This is a genomic window from Corynebacterium kutscheri (assembly GCF_000980835.1).
Lineage (GTDB): Bacteria > Actinomycetota > Actinomycetes > Mycobacteriales > Mycobacteriaceae > Corynebacterium > Corynebacterium kutscheri.
Genome location: NZ_CP011312.1, coordinates 788,832 through 807,710, shown reverse-complemented (window position 1 = coordinate 807,710; position 18,879 = coordinate 788,832). Strand labels below are relative to the sequence as shown.

Genomic DNA, 18,879 nt, shown 5'->3' with positions numbered 1-18,879 from the left:
TTACCGCTTGCAGCAACGAAGAAGAATATACAGACTAAAACTTAATTTAACAAAACCGCAGGTTATTTGGCTCCGCGAGAGACTAAACATGAACCTTGCCATTGACCTAAAAGCGCAGCCTTGGTTTGTACCATGCCAACAATCTGTGCTGACTCAGAAACAAGACCCGACTCTAACGCACCAGGCTTGCCAGCACCGGGGTGTAGTACCCAAATGCGACCACCATCATCAAGGTTGCGAGACACATCAACAAGCATGTCTACCAAATCGCCATCACCATCGCGCCACCACAGCAGCACAGCGGTGCAAATTTCAGTTGAATCTTCGTCGAAAAGCTCAGCGTCGATAATGTCTTCAACTGCTTCTGACAGGCTGGAGTCGCAATCTTCATCCCAGCCGATCTCTTGAACTGTATCGCCTTCACTCAAACCCAAAATACGAGCGAGATCTGGCACCGAGAAAGAATGTGTAGCGTTCATCGACTTGAAACAATACAGCCTTTGCGCTTATTTAGCCCGTTTTCGGGGCATTTTTCGACGAAATTTTCGTCTCATTCACACCCGAGGCACACCTTTTGGCTGGAACAAAGTACGATGTTGTAGTGAAATGTAGTTTTCTTCACCTCCATAGGTTTTATGCAGGTTAAGAAACTGCGCATCAACCCCAGAAACACACGTGGAGGTATTCAATGGCTGACCCGAATTTCGGGAAGCAAACCGAAGACACCAATTTCGCGCTAATCCGTGATGGCGTTGCATCTTATCTTAATGACGCTGATCCAGAGGAGACTCGCGAGTGGATGGAGTCTTTGGATGGCATGCTAGAGGAGTCCAGCCCCGAGCGCGCACGTTTTATCATGCTGCGCCTGCTAGAGCGTGCGTCGGCACGTCGTATCCCCTTGCCCCCAATGACCTCAACCGACTATGTCAACACGATTCCTACTACCATGGAGCCAGAGTTTCCAGGTGATGAGGAAATCGAAAAACGCTACCGCCGTTGGATGCGTTGGAACGCAGCGATCATGGTGCACCGTGCGCAGCGTCCCGGTATTGGTGTAGGTGGACACATTTCCACTTATGCTGGTGCTGCTCCACTCTATGAGGTGGGCTTTAACCACTTCTTCCGTGGTAAGAATCACCCTGGCGGAGGTGACCAAATCTTCTTCCAGGGCCATGCTTCCCCAGGTATTTATGCTCGCGCATTCATGGAGGGTCGTCTGACCGAAGATGACCTTGACGGCTTCCGCCAGGAAGTCTCACGCGAGCAAGGTGGTTTGCCTAGCTACCCACACCCACATGGGATGAAAGATTTCTGGGAATTCCCCACCGTATCTATGGGCTTAGGACCTATGGATGCTATTTATCAGGCGCGCTTTAACCGTTACTTGCATAATCGTGGCATTAAAGACACTTCTGAACAGCACGTATGGGCGTTCCTTGGCGATGGCGAAATGGATGAGCCTGAGTCTCGTGGCCTTATCCAAATGGCTGCTTTGAATAATCTGGATAACCTCACCTTCGTTATCAACTGTAACTTGCAGCGTCTGGATGGCCCAGTGCGCGGTAACACCAAGATCATTCAGGAACTTGAATCCTTCTTCCGTGGCGCTGGTTGGTCGGTTATTAAGGTCGTTTGGGGTCGTGAGTGGGATCAGCTCTTTGAAGCTGATAAAGAAGGCGCACTCGTTGATCTGATGAATACCACCGCTGATGGCGATTTCCAAACCTTCAAAGCTAATGACGGTGCACACGTACGCGAGTTCTTCTTCAACCGTGATCCACGTACCGCAAAGCTCGTCGAAGACTGGACCGATGAGGAAATCTGGAAGCTACCTCGTGGCGGACACGACTACCGCAAGATCTATGCCGCATATAAGCGTGCGGTAGAAACCAAGGATCGCCCAACGGTTATCCTCGCTCACACCATTAAGGGTTATGGTCTCGGCCAAAATTTCGAGGGCCGAAATGCAACCCACCAAATGAAGAAACTAACCCTTGAGGATCTCAAGCAGTTCCGTGATAAGCAGGGTATTCCAATTACCGATGAGGAATTGGAGAAGGATCCATATCAGCCTCCTTACTACCATCCAGGTAATGATTCACCAGAAATTCAGTACCTGCTGGAGCGTCGTAAAGAACTCGGTGGTTTCCTACCTGAACGTCGGGAAAACTACACCCCAATCCAGGTACCAGGACTCGATAAACTCAAGAGCTTGCGTAAGGGATCTGGTAAGCAGCAAGTAGCTACTACTATGGCTGTTGTCCGTGGTTTCAAGGAGCTCATGCGTGATAAGGAACTTGGCCGTCGTGTCGTTCCTATCATTCCGGATGAGGCTCGTACCTTCGGTATGGATTCTTGGTTCCCGACCATGAAGATTTACAATCCGCACGGACAGAACTATGTGCCGGTTGACCATGATCTCATGTTGAGCTACCGCGAGTCGCCTCAAGGTCAGATCCTGCATGAAGGCATTAACGAAGCTGGTTCGACTGCTGCCTTCATTGCTGCGGGTACCTCGTATGCTACCCACGGCGAAGTCATGATCCCGTTGTATATCTTCTATTCGATGTTCGGATTCCAGCGCACCGGTGATAGCTTCTGGGCTGCTGGTGACCAGATGACTCGTGGCTTTATCCTCGGTGCTACTGCAGGTCGCACCACACTAACTGGTGAAGGCCTCCAGCACATGGATGGTCACTCGCAAATTCTGGCATCAACTAACCCCGCTGTTGTTTCCTACGACCCAGCTTTCGCCTATGAAGTTGCGCATTTGCTTCATGAGGGCATTGATCGTATGTATGGTCCTGGTCGTGGTGAAAACGTCATGTACTACATCACCATCTACAACGAACCAGTGAGCCAACCAGCTGAGCCAGAGAACTTGGATGTTGAGGGTCTGCATAAGGGTATTTACCTTTACGAGCCAGCTTCTGCTGGCAAGACTCATCAGGTTTCCTTGCTTGCCTCCGGTATCGGCATGCAGCAGGCACTGCGGGCTAAAGAATTGCTTGCCGAATACGATATTGATGCCAATATCTTCTCGGTAACCAGCTGGGTTGAGCTTGCCCGTGAAGGTCAAGCAAAACTGAAAAAGCAATTACGCAACCCAGGTCAAGAGATTGAGGAAGCATTTGCTACCACTCAGCTCAAGAAGGCTGCTGGCCCATACATCGCCGTTTCCGACTTTGCTACTGATTTACAAGAACAAATCCGTCGCTTTGTCCCTGGCGATTACACCGCTCTAGGTGCCGACGGCTTCGGTTTCTCCGATACTCGTCCAGCAGCACGCCGTTTCTTTAATATCGATGCTGAGTCCGTCACTGTTGCTGCACTAAGTGCACTAGCACGCGAGGGTAAGATCGACCGTCAGGTAGCAGCTGACGCGGCTGTTAAGTACAACCTCACCGATCCAACCAAGGCATAAGCTTCTCTTAAGCCTTAACTCTAAAAAAGGAAGTGGCCTTCAAACGAAGAAGGCCACTTCCTTTTAGTATCTATGCTTAACCAAATCGATTAGGTTAATGCTTTAATCGCATCAATGACCAAGCGCCAGAACTTCTCTCGATCAAGATGCACTGCTACTTGGGTGTGGCAATCTTCACCTGCTGGTGCTCGGAAATCTGCCACCGTCATTCCTACCGTCAATTCGCCATGAAGCTCCACATCGAGAGGAACTTTCTGGGTGCTGACAATACTTGGATCAATAAGATAGGCAATAGTACATGGATCATGTACTGGTGGATCAATAAAACCTTGAGCATCTTTATACGCCTGACGGAAGGCGCCAAAAAGACCAACTACAAAATCACCAATATTGCTTCCCAAAGCGGCAATTTCCGCCTCAACATCTTTAGTAGCTAATGCCTGGTGGGTAAGGTCAAGACCAACCATCGTTAGCGGCCAAGGCTCATTGAATACGATATGAGCAGCTTCCGGATCAACTTTGATATTAAATTCTGCTACTGGCGACCAGTTACCTGTATGGTAACCACCACCCATCAGCACAACTTCCTTGACTCGTTCAACAATGCGTGGTTCTTTGCGCACAGCCATTGCGATATTAGTTAATGGACCAGTAGGAACCAACGTAATAGTTTGCGGCTCCGAAGACATGATGGTGTCAATAATATAGTCCACTGCATGGGTATCTTCTACCCCTACAGTAGGTTCTGGCAAAGTAAAGCCATGGATCTCCATTCCAGAATCACCATGAATAACTTCAGCTACCTCAACCTCACGAATCAGTGGACGAGTACAACCAGCATAAATTTTTGGAGCATGACCGGCGATAGTGCATACTACCTGTGCATTGTGCGTTACTTTTTCCAGGGTTTGATTCCCCCCGATTGTAGTAATGCCTAATAATTCAATAGTTGGATTTCCTAATGCCAGCAAAATAGCTACTGCATCATCATGACCAGGATCGCAATCAAGGATAATCTTTGTTGCCATAAAAAGTCCTTTCTGGATCAGTTTTTCTCTCTCAAGCATAAAGAAAACCGCCCCTCTCGGAAGCGGTTTCTTTACGTGATTTACTTGACGAAATTACTCAACAGTTACTGATTTTGCTAGGTTACGTGGCTGGTCTACGTCGTATCCCTTATTGCTAGCTACTGCACAAGCAAAAATCTGCAATGGAACCGTAGCTAAAAGTGGCTGCAATAAGCTTGGTGCTTGCGGAACCCGAATAACGTGATGGGCGAATTGTTCTACCGCCTTATCACCTTCTTCGGCAATCACAATAGTAATTGCCCCACGTGCACGCACCTCTTGAATATTAGAAACCACCTTGGCATGCAAAGAATCACGTCCATGTGGCGAAGGAACAATAATAAAAATTGGTTGCCCTTCTTCTACCAAAGCAATAGGGCCATGCTTTAGCTCACCAGCAGCAAAACCCTCGGCATGAAGATAAGCGATCTCTTTTAATTTTAGTGCCCCTTCTAGCGCAACTGGGAAACCGACATGTCGACCTAAGAAGAGCACCGACTTAGCATCCTTCATGTCTTTGCCCAGCTGCTTAATTTGCTCTTCATTATCCAAAATGGCTTGCACCTTATCTGGAATAGTTTGCAACTCTGCGACAACGGAACTAACTTCATCTGCAAACATATTTCCGCGCAATTGAGCCAGGTAAAGTCCCAATAAATAGCTAGCAGTAATCTGCGCTAAAAATGCCTTTGTGGATGCCACTGCGATTTCTGGGCCAGCATGGGTATAAAGGTTGGCGTCAGACTCTCGCGGAATAGAAGAACCACGAGTATTACAAATGGCAATAACTTTTGCGCCTTGTTCTCGTGCGTGACGTACTGCCATCAAAGTATCCATCGTCTCACCAGATTGAGACAAGGCCACTACCAAGGTGCGCTCATCAACAATCGGATCGCGGTAACGGAATTCATGAGCTAGTTCGACCTCGGTTGGAATACGACACCAATGCTCAATTGCATAGCGAGCAACATGTCCAGCATACGCAGCTGTACCACACGCAATCACAATAATCTTATCAATACTGCGTAAATGGGAAACGTCGATACGAATCTCATCTAGAGTAAGATGCCCAGTTTCATCAAAACGCCCTAATAGGGTATCGCGAATAGCTGCTGGCTGATCATGGATTTCTTTATCCATATACGAGGAATAACCATCTTTTTTAGCCGAAGCGACATCCCACTCAATAGTAAATTCTTTACCTTGCGCTGGTGTGCCATCAAAGCCAATAATTTCATAAGAATCAGCGGTAATAGTGACAATCTGGTGGTTATCCATTTCAACTGCCCGCTTGGTGTAATCAATAAGGCCAGATACATCTGATCCTAAGAAGTTCTCTTCTTCACCAAGACCAATAACCAATGGCGAATTTAATCGAGCCGCCACAATTCGATCCGGAACACTCGCTTGGATAGCTAATAAAGTAAATGCACCTTCAAGTCGGTTGCACACAATCCGCATTGCCTCGGTGAGATCCCCATTGGCCTCACCAGCAAAAGCATCTGCCAAAAGATGTACAGCTACTTCGGTATCCGTCTCAGAGACAAAGGTATGCCCTTGAACTAATAGTTCCTCTTTGAGAGCAACAAAGTTTTCAATAATACCGTTGTGTACAACAGCTAGGGTGCCATCGGCAACCACGTGTGGATGCGCATTGGCATCATTAGGCCCACCGTGGGTTGCCCATCGGGTATGACCAATTCCCAACACAGATTCTGGTAGCGGTGACTGCGCTAATTCTTCTTCCAGAGCAACGACTTTGCCGGCTTTCTTGCGAGATTCAACTGTTCCATTAGCAACAACAGCTACACCAGCAGAGTCATAGCCCCGGTATTCCAAACGACGCAAGCCTTCGAGCACAACGTCTAATGCGCCGTAATCCCGGTTTACACCAGCTTTGCCTACGTATCCTACGATTCCACACATAGCTGAGATCCTACCGTACAACGCAAGTGAGCGTCAGAAACACCTTAGATAGCTTAACGACGGGCATTAATGACCTGCCAGCACCTATGGAAACTAACGGGCGAGTCGAAAAGAAGCGAATCAATGTGGAAAAATAAAAGCCATCATGCGTCATACAAAAAAGTCTCTGCCCGCATTGATCGGCGGCGCCCTGCTAGTTTTGGTATCAGCATATTTCGGTATTGACTTCAACTCAGATACGCAGACCACCGCATCGAGTACCACTGCTTCTCCAGCAAAAACAACTACCGTTATATCTGCTAGTTCAATTAGGCCAATACCAAAGAATACCGCAACTAAAATAAGCGCGCGCCAAACGTCGATACGCACTAGTATCGACGAATGCTATGTCGATACCCTTCCTAAAGAGGCTGAGGAAGTTATTGATGATATTCTTTCTGGTGGCCCATTTGAATACCCAGAAAGCGACGGCAAACATTTTGGCAATTATGAAGGGCTACTACCTAAAGAAAAGTCCAGTTATTACCGCGAATACACCGTGGAAAGTCCTGGGATACGCCACCGCGGTGAGCGACGCATTGTAGTCGGCGGTGGAAGTCCTACCGATCCGGATACTTGGTATTACACCGATGACCATTTCGAGAGTTTTTGTAGCATCCCAGATGCCGAACATTAACTCGTACTGAGGTTCTTAATCAAAGAAACCAGCAAAACCTGAAAGATTACGCGCTACTAGTTCTAAACGAGACTCGGTCATCGACGCAATTTGGTCGATGATGACTCGCTCGCGCTGTGCATCGGTATTTGCTTGCTCCCACCACAACCTAAATACTGGATCCAGACTACCGGGTGCTCCCGCGCGTAAATAATCATGAACCCAAAAAATACGCTCACGTTGGCGATCTTGGCGTCGTAAATGACCACGATCATCCATTACATATAGCACTGCCAAGGTTTTAAGTAGGGTTACTTCTGCTAACACTGACGGTGGGATTACCACATCGCCAATTGTTCTACCGATAGCTACACCCGCCCACTTATTACGGGTTGCTTCTACTATTGCCCCAATATAGCGACCAACTAATTCACTAGTCATGGCTTTTAGTGCTACATAGCCGCGCAAGCTACCATCAAAATTACTTGCTGCGGCAACAACGGAAAGCTCACGAAGTTGGGCAGCTGCTTCAATAAGCGCATCTGGATTACCGCCATAAGCTACTGCCCCTTTTTCCGCAATGGCAGCTAGTTCGACAAGATCCCATAACACTCCTAATTTGATTCTGCCAGCGATAATGCCATCTTCAACGTCATGAACGGAATAGGCAATATCATCAGAAAAATCCATTACTTGTGCTTCCATGCTGGGACGCTGATCATTATGTCCAATGCGAATCCAATCTAAAATATGCGCGTCTTCGTCATAACAACCATATTTTTTATTACGGCTACCATCAGAATTCGTGCGTGTACATGGATATTTACAGGCAGCATCGAGTGCTGCACGAGTAAGGTTGAGCCCATAGCTTTGTTGTTCACAAAAAATTTTAGGTTCCAGGCGAGTCAAAATACGTAATGTTTGGGCATTTCCTTCAAAACCACCAAACCCTTCGCCAAGCTCTGCGAGAGCAGTCTCGCCATTATGTCCATAGGGTGGGTGCCCAATATCGTGTGTTAACCCAGCCATCTCGCATAAATCAGAATTAAGCCCTAATGCGCTACCAATTCCGCGTGAAATCTGCGCTACTTCTAGGGAGTGAGTCAACCGTGTACGCGGTGTATCACCATCGCGTGGACCAACAACTTGAGTTTTGTCCGCCAGTCGACGCAATGCCGCACTATGTAATACTCGAGCACGATCCCTGGCAAAAGGACTACGAGTATCGTCATGTTTAACAATCTGGCTACGTTTTTCAGCTTCAGATACACGACGTTGCATATCACGATCACAGTACTGATACATAAAAGAAAGGTATCTCAACTGCTTGAAGAAAGCACAAACCCACCTCTTAGCCTAATGCTCATCGACTAAGCTACCAATCGTGCTAGTTCTAGTAGCAACCATTACTTAACGGTAATAGCTAAAGTGGTTGCTATGACTAAAACACGATTCTTTTCTGCTGCTGCAGCTGCTGGCTTATTATCGCTAACAGCTACCCCGGTGCTTCTTCTTAGCCCTCCGGCAGCTGCAGAAGCCCCGCAGGCATATGCCCAGCAGGTTGTTGATACCGCCGACGTACTTTCTGTCGACGAGGAGACACAAATTAACCAAGCTCTTAACCTTTTAGAACAAGAAAAGAATCAAAAGGTTTATGTCTTATTTGTCGATTCTTTTGATAGTTACGGCCCCGAGGTATGGACCACGCGCACTCTTAATGCCATTGGAACTAACAATACTGCGGTATATGCCGTTGCCGTCAAAGATCGCGAGTGGGGTCTTAACGCCAGCGAGGATTTTAGTACCAAGACGCTCGATGCGATGGAGGCTGCCGCATTAAGTTCCCTTTCTAATCAAGATTGGGCAGGTTCTTCCTTAGGGCTTATCAATGCTGCCCGTAACAGTTCTCCTACTGATGACACAACTACTACCACAACAACGAGCACCAATAACGGCACTGGTGTGCTTCTTACCACTTTGGCTGCCGTTGGTGTTGGAGGTGGCGGTTATGTCGCATACTCACGTCGTAGAAATAAAAACAAATCTGCTTCTGCTACCTCCGATATTGACCAAGCACGCGCTATTGATCCTAAAAACACCGCTGCGCTAGCAACACTGTCTACCCCAGTGCTGCACCAACTTGCGGAAGAAGAATTGATTAGCACAGATGAATCTATTAAAGGTGCTCGCTCTGAGCTCAGCATCGCAATCGGTGAATTTGGTGGCGAGCGAACACGCACTTTTAGCCGCGCGCTTAGACATTCTGAGAGCACACTCCAACAAGCATTTGAATTACGGCGGCAATCAGAACAGGCACCAGAATTAGAAAAACGAAATCTTTATATCGAAATTATTTCTACCTGCGGCCAAGCTGATGACACACTAGAGGCTGAAGCACAAAACTTTGAACAGCTACGTAACTTATTAGTTGCCGCACCAGCTACCTTAGATCGTCTTACCCAGGAACGCGTCAAACTCAGTACTCGCCTTCCATCTGCTCAGAACACTCTTGAACAACTACGTAGCACCTATTCAGAAGACATGTTGCGTTCTATTAATGACAATGTGGCTATGGCTGAAGTAAGTCTTTCGGAACTCGATAAATCCATTGAGTATGGTCGTACTCTCATCCAACAGCCAGCCGGCGAACAAGGCGGTCTCGTTGATGCGATTCATAGTGCGGAGGCAGCGCAAGCACATGCGCATGAACTTTTAACGGCTATTGAAACGGCCCCTAACGATATTCTTGCTGCTCAAACGGGAATCCCTGACCTACGTATAGAGCTACAAGAAGAAATCAACGAAGCTCTTGAGCTACGCGCACAACTGCGTAAAAACGATTGGACTCAGCTTGATCAAATCGTAGCTACCGCCCGCCAGGAACTTGATAGTGCAGATACTCATACGATTAAAGACCCGCTAGGAGTATGGCGACGACTCACTGCTATTGATTCTGAGCTCGACGATATGCTGGAAGAGTTACGTAGTACTCACCGCGATAATCAGCGACGCATGCAGTTACTTTCTCAGCAAATTGCTACTGCAGAATCAACTGTTCAAGGTGCCGAGAGCTTCATCTCTACCCGTGGTCAGGTAATCGGCGCTAGTGCTCGCACTAAGCTTGCCGATGCCAAACGCTTGCTCAGCCAAGCGATCGCATTACGTGATAGTGATCCTATTCAAGCTATGTCGCTTGCTCGCCAGGCTTATAATGCTGCGGTTATGGCTCAGCGTGAGGCAGAAAAAGATGTCGATCGTTATAATCGTCAACAAACTCAGCGCCAAACAATGAATACTGGCAGCATCATTGCAGGCATGGTTATTAATGAAGCACTAAACTCACACCGTCGCGGTGGTTACGGTTACCGTGGTGGTTTTGGTGGCGGCGGGGGCGGCTTCCGTGGCGGTGGATTCGGCGGTGGTGGCGGAGGTTTCCGCGGTGGAAGCTTCTAAACACCCCCTATAAAAATAAGCGGTAGATCAATAAAATTTTGGTCTACCGCTTTATCTTTTACTCATTCAAAGTAATGAAGTCTTAATGCTTAGTCCGATATACCGGAACATCGATAAAGAAAGCACCGTAGGTTGCAAAAACAAGATCCTCAATCGGTATATTTATACCCTCTGTCACGATACTAACCCGCATTGTGGAACCCACCGGGGCTGTTGTGGTCGCTATATGCGTACCGGTAGCGTCGATAAGTTTGCGTTTTTTATGCCACGTACTTACTCGATTCATACTGTACTTTCTGCCACCGCAATCTAACTGTAACCGGTGCACGCTTAACCCTATATTACGCATGCTAAAAGTAGTCTTGCCTACCCCAGTTGCACGCAATTGATAACGCATCATTGAACCCTGAGAAGGTTCAATAGCTAAGCGCTTGTCGCCAATTTCTAAAACACGTTCCCGCATCACAGCGATCACCGTACCGTTGGCAGTAGAAAGCTGATCTTTTGTCCAGATAAGCTGACGATCCTTCATAACAAAATCACTTATTACAGCAGCATGAAAACAACGAGTGGAATAAGTAGTAAAAGGCTAATCGTCAAGATCAACGAAAAGCTATTGAGGTTTGATTCCAAAGTGTTTCGGCTGATCTGACTGAGAAAAACCTTCTGCTCATCACTAAGGGGTCCATCAGGTTCAAATTCAGTCACCGAATGCCGCACACCATTGTTTCCGCCAGAAAATTGACCGAGTTTGGTTTCTTCTTCATTAGCAAGGGTGTAAACCCAATCCTTACGAGCTTCATTAATTACTTTAACAGCCAGCCCATCCAAAGAAATATCAATAACCTTAGCGCGGGAAAAATTCTTCGCTACGGTTGCAGAGTACTTCTTACCATCAGGAAGAAGAGCATGCACCGCATTGGGGGTTGTTTCTAAAGACCAAGAGGTATCGCCAACACTTACCTGATGCGTTCCTTTAGCATCTATAGGAAAAGTTGCGATATGTGTTGCTGCATCGTCGAAAAGCTCAACGAGCCCCTCATGGCGCTTATCCCAACGCGTGTACTGCATGATCTGTTTTCTCCTTATAAATTAGCAGCCAGCTAGTCGGGCTGCGAGGTAAGACTGGAGTTCATCAAGGCTGACGCGCTCCTGTGCCATCGTGTCGCGCTCACGCACGGTCACTGCATTATCTTCGAGGGTTTCGAAATCTACGGTAACGCAAAAAGGCGTACCGATCTCATCTTGGCGACGATAACGACGACCAATCGCACCAGAAGTGTCATATTCCACATTCCAGAACTGACGCAAGGTACGAGTAAGTTCTTCAGCTTTTCCAGCCAAGGGTTCTTTCTTGCTCAATGGCAGTACGGCAACTTTCACCGGACTTAATCGGTAATCCAATTTTAATACAACGCGGGTATCTGTTCCGCCTTTGGCATTCGGAGCTTGATCCTCATGATAGGCATCAACAAGGAAGGCCATCATAGAACGGCCTAAACCAGCAGCCGGCTCGATAACATAAGGAATCCAGCGCTCGCCCGTTTCTTGATCAAAGTAGGACAGATCCTCGCCCGAACCCTCGGAATGAACGCGCAGATCATAATCGGTACGGTTAGCCACGCCCTCAAGCTCGCCCCACTTAGATCCCTGGAAACCAAAGGCGTACTCCACATCTACCGTACGCTTAGAGTAATGGCTAAGCTTTTCCTGTGGGTGCTCATATAAACGCAGGTTATCGGGGTTAATTCCTAAGTCAATGTACCACTGATGGCGGGCGTCAATCCAATATTGGTGCCATGTTTCATCTTCGCCAGGTTTAACAAAGAACTCCATCTCCATCTGCTCAAATTCACGAGTGCGGAAAATAAAGTTACCTGGGGTAATCTCATTACGGAAAGACTTACCAATATTGGCAATACCAAAGGGCGGTTTCATACGCGCAGAGGTCATAACATTCTTAAAATTAACAAAAATTCCCTGTGCGGTTTCAGGACGCAGATAGTGCAATCCTTCTTCATCATCAACTGGGCCTAGGAAGGTCTTCAATAAGCCAGAAAAAGCCTTAGGCTCTGTCCAGGCGCCAGGCTGACCGGTTTCTGGATCATTAATATCAGCCAACCCATTAACCGGTGGATGCCCATGCTTTTCTTCATAGGCCTCAAGCAAATGGTCTGCCCGATAACGCTTATGGGTATGCAAAGATTCCACCAGCGGATCGGTAAAAACTTCTACATGCCCTGAAGTAACCCACGTCTGACGAGGCAAAATTACCGAGGTATCCACACCGACAACATCTGCACGCGAGGTAACCATACTGCGCCACCATTGACGCTTAATATTTTCTTTTAACTCGACACCAAGAGGACCATAATCCCAGGCCGAGCGGGTACCACCATAAATTTCACCGCTAGGATAGACCAAACCACGGCGTTTACATAGGTTAACCACCGTTTCGATGACATTCTTGTTTGTCATAAGAGCGGAATCTTCTCCTTATTATTTTCTCGTGAACACCGCTGGCAGCGGTGCCATTTGTCCACGTATCAGCTTTTCGACGGCGATATAACGCCAAGCCACCGGGGCTGTGTTTTTACTATCTGTTTTACAGCCACTTCGATAACCTCAATACGCCAATATGAACACTTGTTTAAGTCTAGCCGATCCTTTGCACAGCGCCCTATCGATCGCACTAAAGCATGACATAGCCAACCCAACTGCATATCTAAAAAACAAACCCACTCATTTTCGCCAGAAGAGCTTTGACTACACCAAGATGGCATTATTGACATTCGTTAGGTATGCAAATTATTTTCAATAAGTCATCAAATATACCATATAAATACGTGATCTCCATCACTTTTCTGGGCAAGTTTTTTAATATCCTTTTCGAAAAAACTCTACCGTTTCACCCTAGGTGAACACACGCAAGACACATGTAACTGCAAGTCAATACGGATAATAAAGCTAGCAAATCTACTTGAAAGCGAATTAATTTTCATTTAAAATTAAGATGAAACACTTTCATAGTGAACATTGCCAGGTTTTTCATGTATCAAATTTGCTGGTAATTATGCTTACAGTCTGTTCATAAGATAGTCGGGCATCACATCCACTGTTTTTCCATTAGTGCCTCCACTATCACACTCAGGGACTCCAGGAAAGGAGGGTCAGTGGAAACTCATAATCATCAATCCGTCGTTGAGCCACTCAAATCCAAGGTTGAGATCCAAAAAACCGAGGATGGGGCAGTTACCTATGACCCCAATAGGAATTACAACGCCGTCGCCCACATTTTCCGAGCGATTGACTCCCCACTAAGGCTTAAAATTTTATCTCTTTTACAAGAACGCGATCATTTCGTTTATGAGCTTGTCAATACCCTAGGATCTAGCCAACCACTAATTAGTCAGCATTTACGGGTCCTAAAACAAGCCAAGCTCATCCACAATGAACGCACCGGCAGACAAATGGTTTATCGTCTTTCGGAACCACGCGCAATGGAAATTATTGAATTAGGGTTCAATATTGACCACAGTCGCAAAAGCGGCAGCCGATAACCCAACCCAAAGACAAACCAACCACCAAACACCCCACACTACAACATGTGAAAAGGACACCTACTCCGGAAGCGCAACTTCCACCAGCAACCGCTTTATACCAAACAAGCAACACACAAAATGTGCCCAGCAGAAACACACCTCAGGAAAGTTGCAAAGATCACAAATCCCCTCATTTGTGATTTTATTCTCTTTTTTAAAGAAAATTTGCTTTCTTTTCCATTTGTTCACTCTAAATGCCGTGGTACAAGATAAGCATATTCGCAGCTTAAGATATTTTGTCCGGAAAAAATAAGAATAAATATAAAAATAAAAAAGATTAATATAAAAGTTCCCCGCAAACGCACATTAATTTCAAATTAATCATTGCTTATTAGTAGCCATTTGAATGTGTAAACCAGTACGGTATTAGCTAAGCACACAACAAAACCATCAAAACAAAAGCCCGTTCAGTCATGAACAAACAGAAAACTGTTTGATCGTTTTTAGATTCTTTTACCTACCACGCCCTGGCCGGTAAAAGATATTGGTTTGTTATGAGCAATTACCACCACAATGAAGGACCCATTATGAATCGCACATTTGACTCCACAGTCCCCAAGCTTGGCGTGCGCAGTACTCGCCAGCGTACGGCCGTCGTCAATGTTCTTCGCGAATTAGATAACTTTGCTTCAGCCAAGACCATCCATGATGAGCTTACCCACCGTAACCTCAAGGTAGGGCTTACCACCGTTTATCGCACTTTACAGTCTTTAACTGATATTAAAGCAGTTGATGTCTTGCACATGTCTAATGGCGAGACCCTCTACCGACACTGTCTTAATGATGACCACCATCACCACCTAGTATGCACCTCGTGCTCTCGCACTATCGAAATTGATGGCGGTCCGGTAGAACGCTGGGCCCAAGAAGTAGCCTCGGCCAATGGTTTTGAACTCACCGGCCACGATGCAGAGATTTATGGTCTGTGCCCAATATGTAAGCGCAACTAAAAATCATCGAATAAAGCAGGCATGAAAAACATCATGCCTGCTTTTATCTATACTCAGATCTCCTACACTATGCTTTCTGCGCATCTTTACTACTAGGTAATAGCCACCCCAAATAAAGAACCTAAACCATAAGTCACAGCAGCAGCAGCTAAACCAATAACCAGCTGCCGCAGAGCACGTTTTAGTGGTGGTTTACCAGATAAAATACCAGTAATACTTCCAGTTATCATTAAAACTAAACCTACAATAATCAGCGCAATAATACTTGCCGTAATTACTGATAATCCAAAAAGAAAAGGAAAAATAGGTACAAAAGCACCCAAAGCAAAGCACAAAAAACTAGAAATTGCTGCTTGAATGGCACCATTTTCTTCTACTTCAGCTACAGAATCATCAAAATCCAAAGAACCAATAAAACTTTGATCATTAATCCCTTGATGAGCAGCTAGTTCAGCAAACATTTGTGCTGCATATGCACCAGCTTCCGACTCACTCATTCCACGAGCACGATAGACCAAAGCAAGTTCATTGGCATTAACATCTAAGGCCGGCACTTTTTCTTTTGTCTTCGGATGCGGTGTTGACGCATCTAAAAGCTCTTCTTGGCTTTTTACTGAAATATACTCCCCCGCTGCCATTGACAAAGCACCAGCAAGTAAACCAGAGATACCAGTTAGCACAATAATGTTAGTGCCTAGGCCAGAACCAATAACACCTAAAACTAACGCTAAATTTGAAACTAAACCATCATTAGCACCAAAAATCGCCGCCCGGAAATTTCCACTCATTTTCTCGCGTCCTTGAGCTGCTAATCCACGCACAATCTCTGCGTGAATAGCCTCATCAGCACGCATCTGTGCAGTTGCATCTGCATCAGTTTCATAAGGATTACGCTGTTCAGCGGTCTGCATCATGGCAAGCACAAACACATTACCAAAATGTCGAGCCATAAAACCTAATAGTCGGGTAGAAAACCCAGGGCTTCGCGGCATGCCCACATCATTGCCTAAGAGAGTACGCCAATATTCTTCATGACGTTGTTCTGCTTCAGCAAGCGATAATAAAATCTCTCGTTCTTCGCCTTCTTTACGTTTAGCTAACTCACGGTATACAGCAGCTTCTGCACGCTCATTAGCCAAATATTGTTGCCAACGCTTAATTTGTTTGTAGGTAGGCATAATTTATTTGGTACCTCCAAAACGGCGATCACGACGTGCATATTCTTCTACGGCGAGGAAGAGATCCTCCGGGGTGTAATCTGGGAATAATTTATTCTGATATACCATCTCGGCATAAGCTGATTGCCATAATAAAAAGTTACTTGTTCGCTTTTCACCCGATGGTCGTACAAAAAGATCAACATCTGGCATATCTGGTTCATCAAGAAAGTTTTGAAAATTTTTCTCGGTAATATCTTCTGGGTGCAAAGTACCAGCTTGCACCTGCCGAGCAATCTCACGAACGCCATCAATAATTTCTACTCGTCCGCCATAGTTAACACACATATACAAAGTCATTGCAGTGTTATTTTTAGTTAGCTCTTCAGCGCTTTCTAATTCTTTAATCACTGAACGCCATAGTCGCGGGCGACGCCCCATCCAACGCACACGAACGTTTTTAGAATGCAAATACTCTTTTTGACGCATAAGCACATCTCGATTAAAGCCCATAAGGAATCGTACTTCGCTAGCCGAACGCCGCCAGTTTTCGGTAGAAAAAGCATACGCGCTTAAGTGTGTAACCCCCATGGCAAGACAAGCATCAACCATATCCAGCAAAATAGCTTCACCACGTTTATGCCCTTCAGTACGCGGCAGCCCACGTTCTTGTGCCCAGCGACCATTACCGTCCATAACGAGCGCAATATGCTTTGGCACAAGCTCAGCCGGAATATTTGGCGGGGTCATTGGCTTGGTCTTATGAATCACAATTTTTATTATGCATTAAAAACCTTGTTCGAGGATATTCAGTGAAGCCAATCCTTTTTCTAAATGCCACTGCAAATGTGCCCGAACAAGCCTATGCCCAGTAGTAATTCTATATTTGTCCGCAATTGCTTCTGCTTGAGCAATAAATCCCTGCTGTAAAAACCACAATAAATGCAACACTTCTGGATCAACTTCTGTAGATCCTTGTGGTCGGCACTGCACACACACCGCCCCACCTGGCGCGGGATGAAAAGCATGATGCGGTCCAGCCACACCACACTGTGCACACGCAAATAAGCTCGGCGCCCACCCAGCAAGATCCATTGCTTGGAGAAGATAAGAATCTAAAATCAGCAAAGTATCTACTTTTCCAGGAAATTCTTTTAACTTCTCTAAAGTAAGATCATAGAGCTGTTCATGTTCCCCATAACTTGATAAACTCAACCGTTCTGCTGCTTCTAACACCGAAGAAGCAGCAGAAAAACGCGTGAAATCATCAATAAGCGGGGAAGCAAAAAAATCAAGGGTATCGGCGGCAGTTACTGTTTCCAGATTACGTCCTGGGTAGAAATGCACATCTAATTCAACGAACGGCTGCAGCCGAGAACCAAAACGCGACTTTGCCCGTCGCACGCCCTTTGCAACCGCGCGCACTAAGCCTTGGGTACGGGTAAGAAAAACAATAATGCGATCGGCCTCGCCAAAATCGTAAGAACGAATAACAAGAGCACGATCGCGATATGAATGTGCACGCACCTAAAACCCCAGGCGACCTAAGCTCTTAGGATCAGATTGCCAATTTTTCAACACCTTAATCCGAAGATCTAGATACACATTCTTTCCCAACAACTTAATGATTTCTGGACGAGCATTATAAATAATGCGCCCCAAACGACGTCCGTCCTTACCAATAAGAATAGATTTCTGTCCGTCGCGTTCTACATAAATCACTGCGTGAACATTCAATACATCCTCACGCTCTTCATCGGGAAGAATCTCATCAATTTCTACTGCTACTGAATGCGGTAATTCTTGCTTCAACCCAGATAATGCAGCTTCGCGAATCAACTCAGCAATACGAGTATTGATATCGTCATCAGTAAGATGATCATCAGGATAGAATTTTGGCCCCTCTGGAAGCAAAGAAGTAATTACCTCAAGTAACACCTCGCGCTGTTCTCCAGTAACCGCAGAAACCGGCACAACCTCTGCATCTTCGCCTAACAGCTCATGCAAAGCCATTAACTGCGCAGCAACCTGATCTCGGGAAACCTTATCAACTTTAGTGACAATGCCAAGTATCGGTGTTTTGGGAGCAACTTTACGTACATTTTCTAAAATCCACCGATCACCCGGGCCAATCTTCTCATCCGCAGGAATAGTCAGACCAATCAGATCCATATCAGAATATGTTTCTTTAACTACTTCATTAAGCCGTTCACCCAACAAAGTTCGTGGCCGGTGCAAACCAGGAGTATCCACCACAATAATCTGGGCATCATCTCGGTGCACAATGCCTCGAATTGGATGCCTAGTGGTTTCAGGCTGATTAGCAGTAATAGCGATTTTTTGCCCTACTAATGCATTCGTAAGAGTAGATTTACCAGTATTAGGCCGACCAACAAAAGAAATAAAGCCCGAACGAAAACCTGCCGGGGTATCAGTAAAACTAGACTGCTCAGCGTGTGTGTCTTGTGGCAAGTTACTAAAAGCAGCATCAAAAGAATCGGAATTAATCATCATCGTTTACTCTACTCTGCTTTCTTCTTTGAACATCATTACCGGAAAACAATAATGCTTATCGACGAATCATAGTATTACTGCCGGCTAACTACTTATCTCAGATCACACATACAATTTTATCTGCTCAAGCA

The 18,879-nt window shown here is 46.1% G+C and carries 16 protein-coding genes; 5 read left to right on the top strand and 11 right to left on the bottom strand.

What is annotated here, in order from left to right; translation table 11 throughout:
* Positions 1-62: 62 nt before the first annotated feature.
* Entirely contained in the window at positions 63-479 is a 417-nt protein-coding gene (locus UL82_RS03735; RefSeq protein ID WP_046439075.1) for a DUF3052 domain-containing protein, read from the bottom strand.
* 209 nt (positions 480-688) lie between these two features.
* Here UL82_RS03735 and aceE point away from each other — a divergent pair, with 209 nt between their 5' ends.
* Complete coding sequence (aceE, locus tag UL82_RS03730) at positions 689-3,424, top strand: pyruvate dehydrogenase (acetyl-transferring), homodimeric type (RefSeq protein ID WP_046439074.1); 2,736 nt, start codon at positions 689-691, stop codon at positions 3,422-3,424.
* Between the two features lie 89 nt (positions 3,425-3,513).
* Here the strand turns inward: aceE and uriH are convergent, their stop codons facing one another.
* Positions 3,514-4,452 (bottom strand): uridine-preferring nucleoside hydrolase UriH, encoded by a 939-nt coding sequence (uriH, locus tag UL82_RS03725; protein ID WP_046439073.1) that lies wholly within the window; start codon positions 4,450-4,452, stop codon positions 3,514-3,516.
* Between the two features lie 93 nt (positions 4,453-4,545).
* On the bottom strand, positions 4,546-6,417 hold the full coding sequence (gene glmS, locus UL82_RS03720) for a glutamine--fructose-6-phosphate transaminase (isomerizing) (RefSeq protein ID WP_046439072.1): 1,872 nt from the start codon (positions 6,415-6,417) through the stop codon (positions 4,546-4,548).
* Positions 6,418-6,562: 145 nt separating this feature from the next.
* Here glmS and UL82_RS03715 point away from each other — a divergent pair, with 145 nt between their 5' ends.
* Complete coding sequence (locus UL82_RS03715; protein WP_046439071.1) at positions 6,563-7,093, top strand: ribonuclease domain-containing protein; 531 nt, start codon at positions 6,563-6,565, stop codon at positions 7,091-7,093.
* Positions 7,094-7,108: 15 nt separating this feature from the next.
* Here UL82_RS03715 and UL82_RS03710 read toward each other — a convergent pair whose 3' ends face one another.
* Entirely contained in the window at positions 7,109-8,377 is a 1,269-nt protein-coding gene (locus tag UL82_RS03710) for a deoxyguanosinetriphosphate triphosphohydrolase (protein ID WP_046439070.1), read from the bottom strand.
* A gap of 132 nt (positions 8,378-8,509) precedes the next feature.
* Between UL82_RS03710 and UL82_RS03705 the strand changes: the two genes are divergently transcribed.
* A complete protein-coding gene (locus tag UL82_RS03705; RefSeq protein WP_046439069.1) occupies positions 8,510-10,525 on the top strand; it encodes a TPM domain-containing protein in 2,016 nt (671 codons plus the stop codon).
* Between the two features lie 82 nt (positions 10,526-10,607).
* Here UL82_RS03705 and UL82_RS10570 read toward each other — a convergent pair whose 3' ends face one another.
* Genes UL82_RS10570 through UL82_RS03690 form a run of 3 tightly spaced genes read right to left on the bottom strand, consistent with a single transcriptional unit; the run spans position 10,608 to position 13,003 of the window.
* Positions 10,608-11,057 (bottom strand): hypothetical protein, encoded by a 450-nt coding sequence (locus UL82_RS10570; RefSeq protein ID WP_052735857.1) that lies wholly within the window; start codon positions 11,055-11,057, stop codon positions 10,608-10,610.
* 14 nt (positions 11,058-11,071) lie between these two features.
* Complete coding sequence (locus UL82_RS03695; RefSeq protein WP_046439068.1) at positions 11,072-11,596, bottom strand: hypothetical protein; 525 nt, start codon at positions 11,594-11,596, stop codon at positions 11,072-11,074.
* Positions 11,597-11,617: 21 nt separating this feature from the next.
* A complete protein-coding gene (locus tag UL82_RS03690) occupies positions 11,618-13,003 on the bottom strand; it encodes a glycine--tRNA ligase (protein WP_046439067.1) in 1,386 nt (461 codons plus the stop codon).
* 749 nt (positions 13,004-13,752) lie between these two features.
* On the opposite strand from UL82_RS03690, the gene UL82_RS03685 reads away from it, so the two are divergent.
* Positions 13,753-14,085 carry an ArsR/SmtB family transcription factor gene (locus UL82_RS03685; protein WP_046441151.1) on the top strand — a complete coding sequence of 111 codons (333 nt, stop codon included), beginning with the start codon at positions 13,753-13,755 and terminating at the stop codon, positions 14,083-14,085.
* A gap of 569 nt (positions 14,086-14,654) precedes the next feature.
* Entirely contained in the window at positions 14,655-15,077 is a 423-nt protein-coding gene (locus tag UL82_RS03680; protein WP_046439066.1) for a Fur family transcriptional regulator, read from the top strand.
* A gap of 92 nt (positions 15,078-15,169) precedes the next feature.
* Here the strand turns inward: UL82_RS03680 and UL82_RS03675 are convergent, their stop codons facing one another.
* The 4 genes from UL82_RS03675 to era are packed head-to-tail and all read right to left on the bottom strand — an operon-like array spanning position 15,170 to position 18,748.
* The gene (locus UL82_RS03675) at positions 15,170-16,255 is read right to left on the bottom strand and encodes a VIT1/CCC1 transporter family protein (RefSeq protein ID WP_046439065.1); all 1,086 of its coding nucleotides are present in this window, start codon (positions 16,253-16,255) and stop codon (positions 15,170-15,172) included.
* 3 nt (positions 16,256-16,258) lie between these two features.
* Positions 16,259-16,984, bottom strand: a complete 726-nt coding sequence (locus UL82_RS03670; RefSeq protein WP_046439064.1) for an isoprenyl transferase — start codon at positions 16,982-16,984, stop codon at positions 16,259-16,261.
* Between the two features lie 36 nt (positions 16,985-17,020).
* The gene (gene recO, locus UL82_RS03665; protein ID WP_046439063.1) at positions 17,021-17,761 is read right to left on the bottom strand and encodes a DNA repair protein RecO; all 741 of its coding nucleotides are present in this window, start codon (positions 17,759-17,761) and stop codon (positions 17,021-17,023) included.
* Complete coding sequence (gene era, locus UL82_RS03660) at positions 17,762-18,748, bottom strand: GTPase Era (protein ID WP_407921684.1); 987 nt, start codon at positions 18,746-18,748, stop codon at positions 17,762-17,764.
* Between the last annotated feature and the right edge of the window lie 131 nt (positions 18,749-18,879).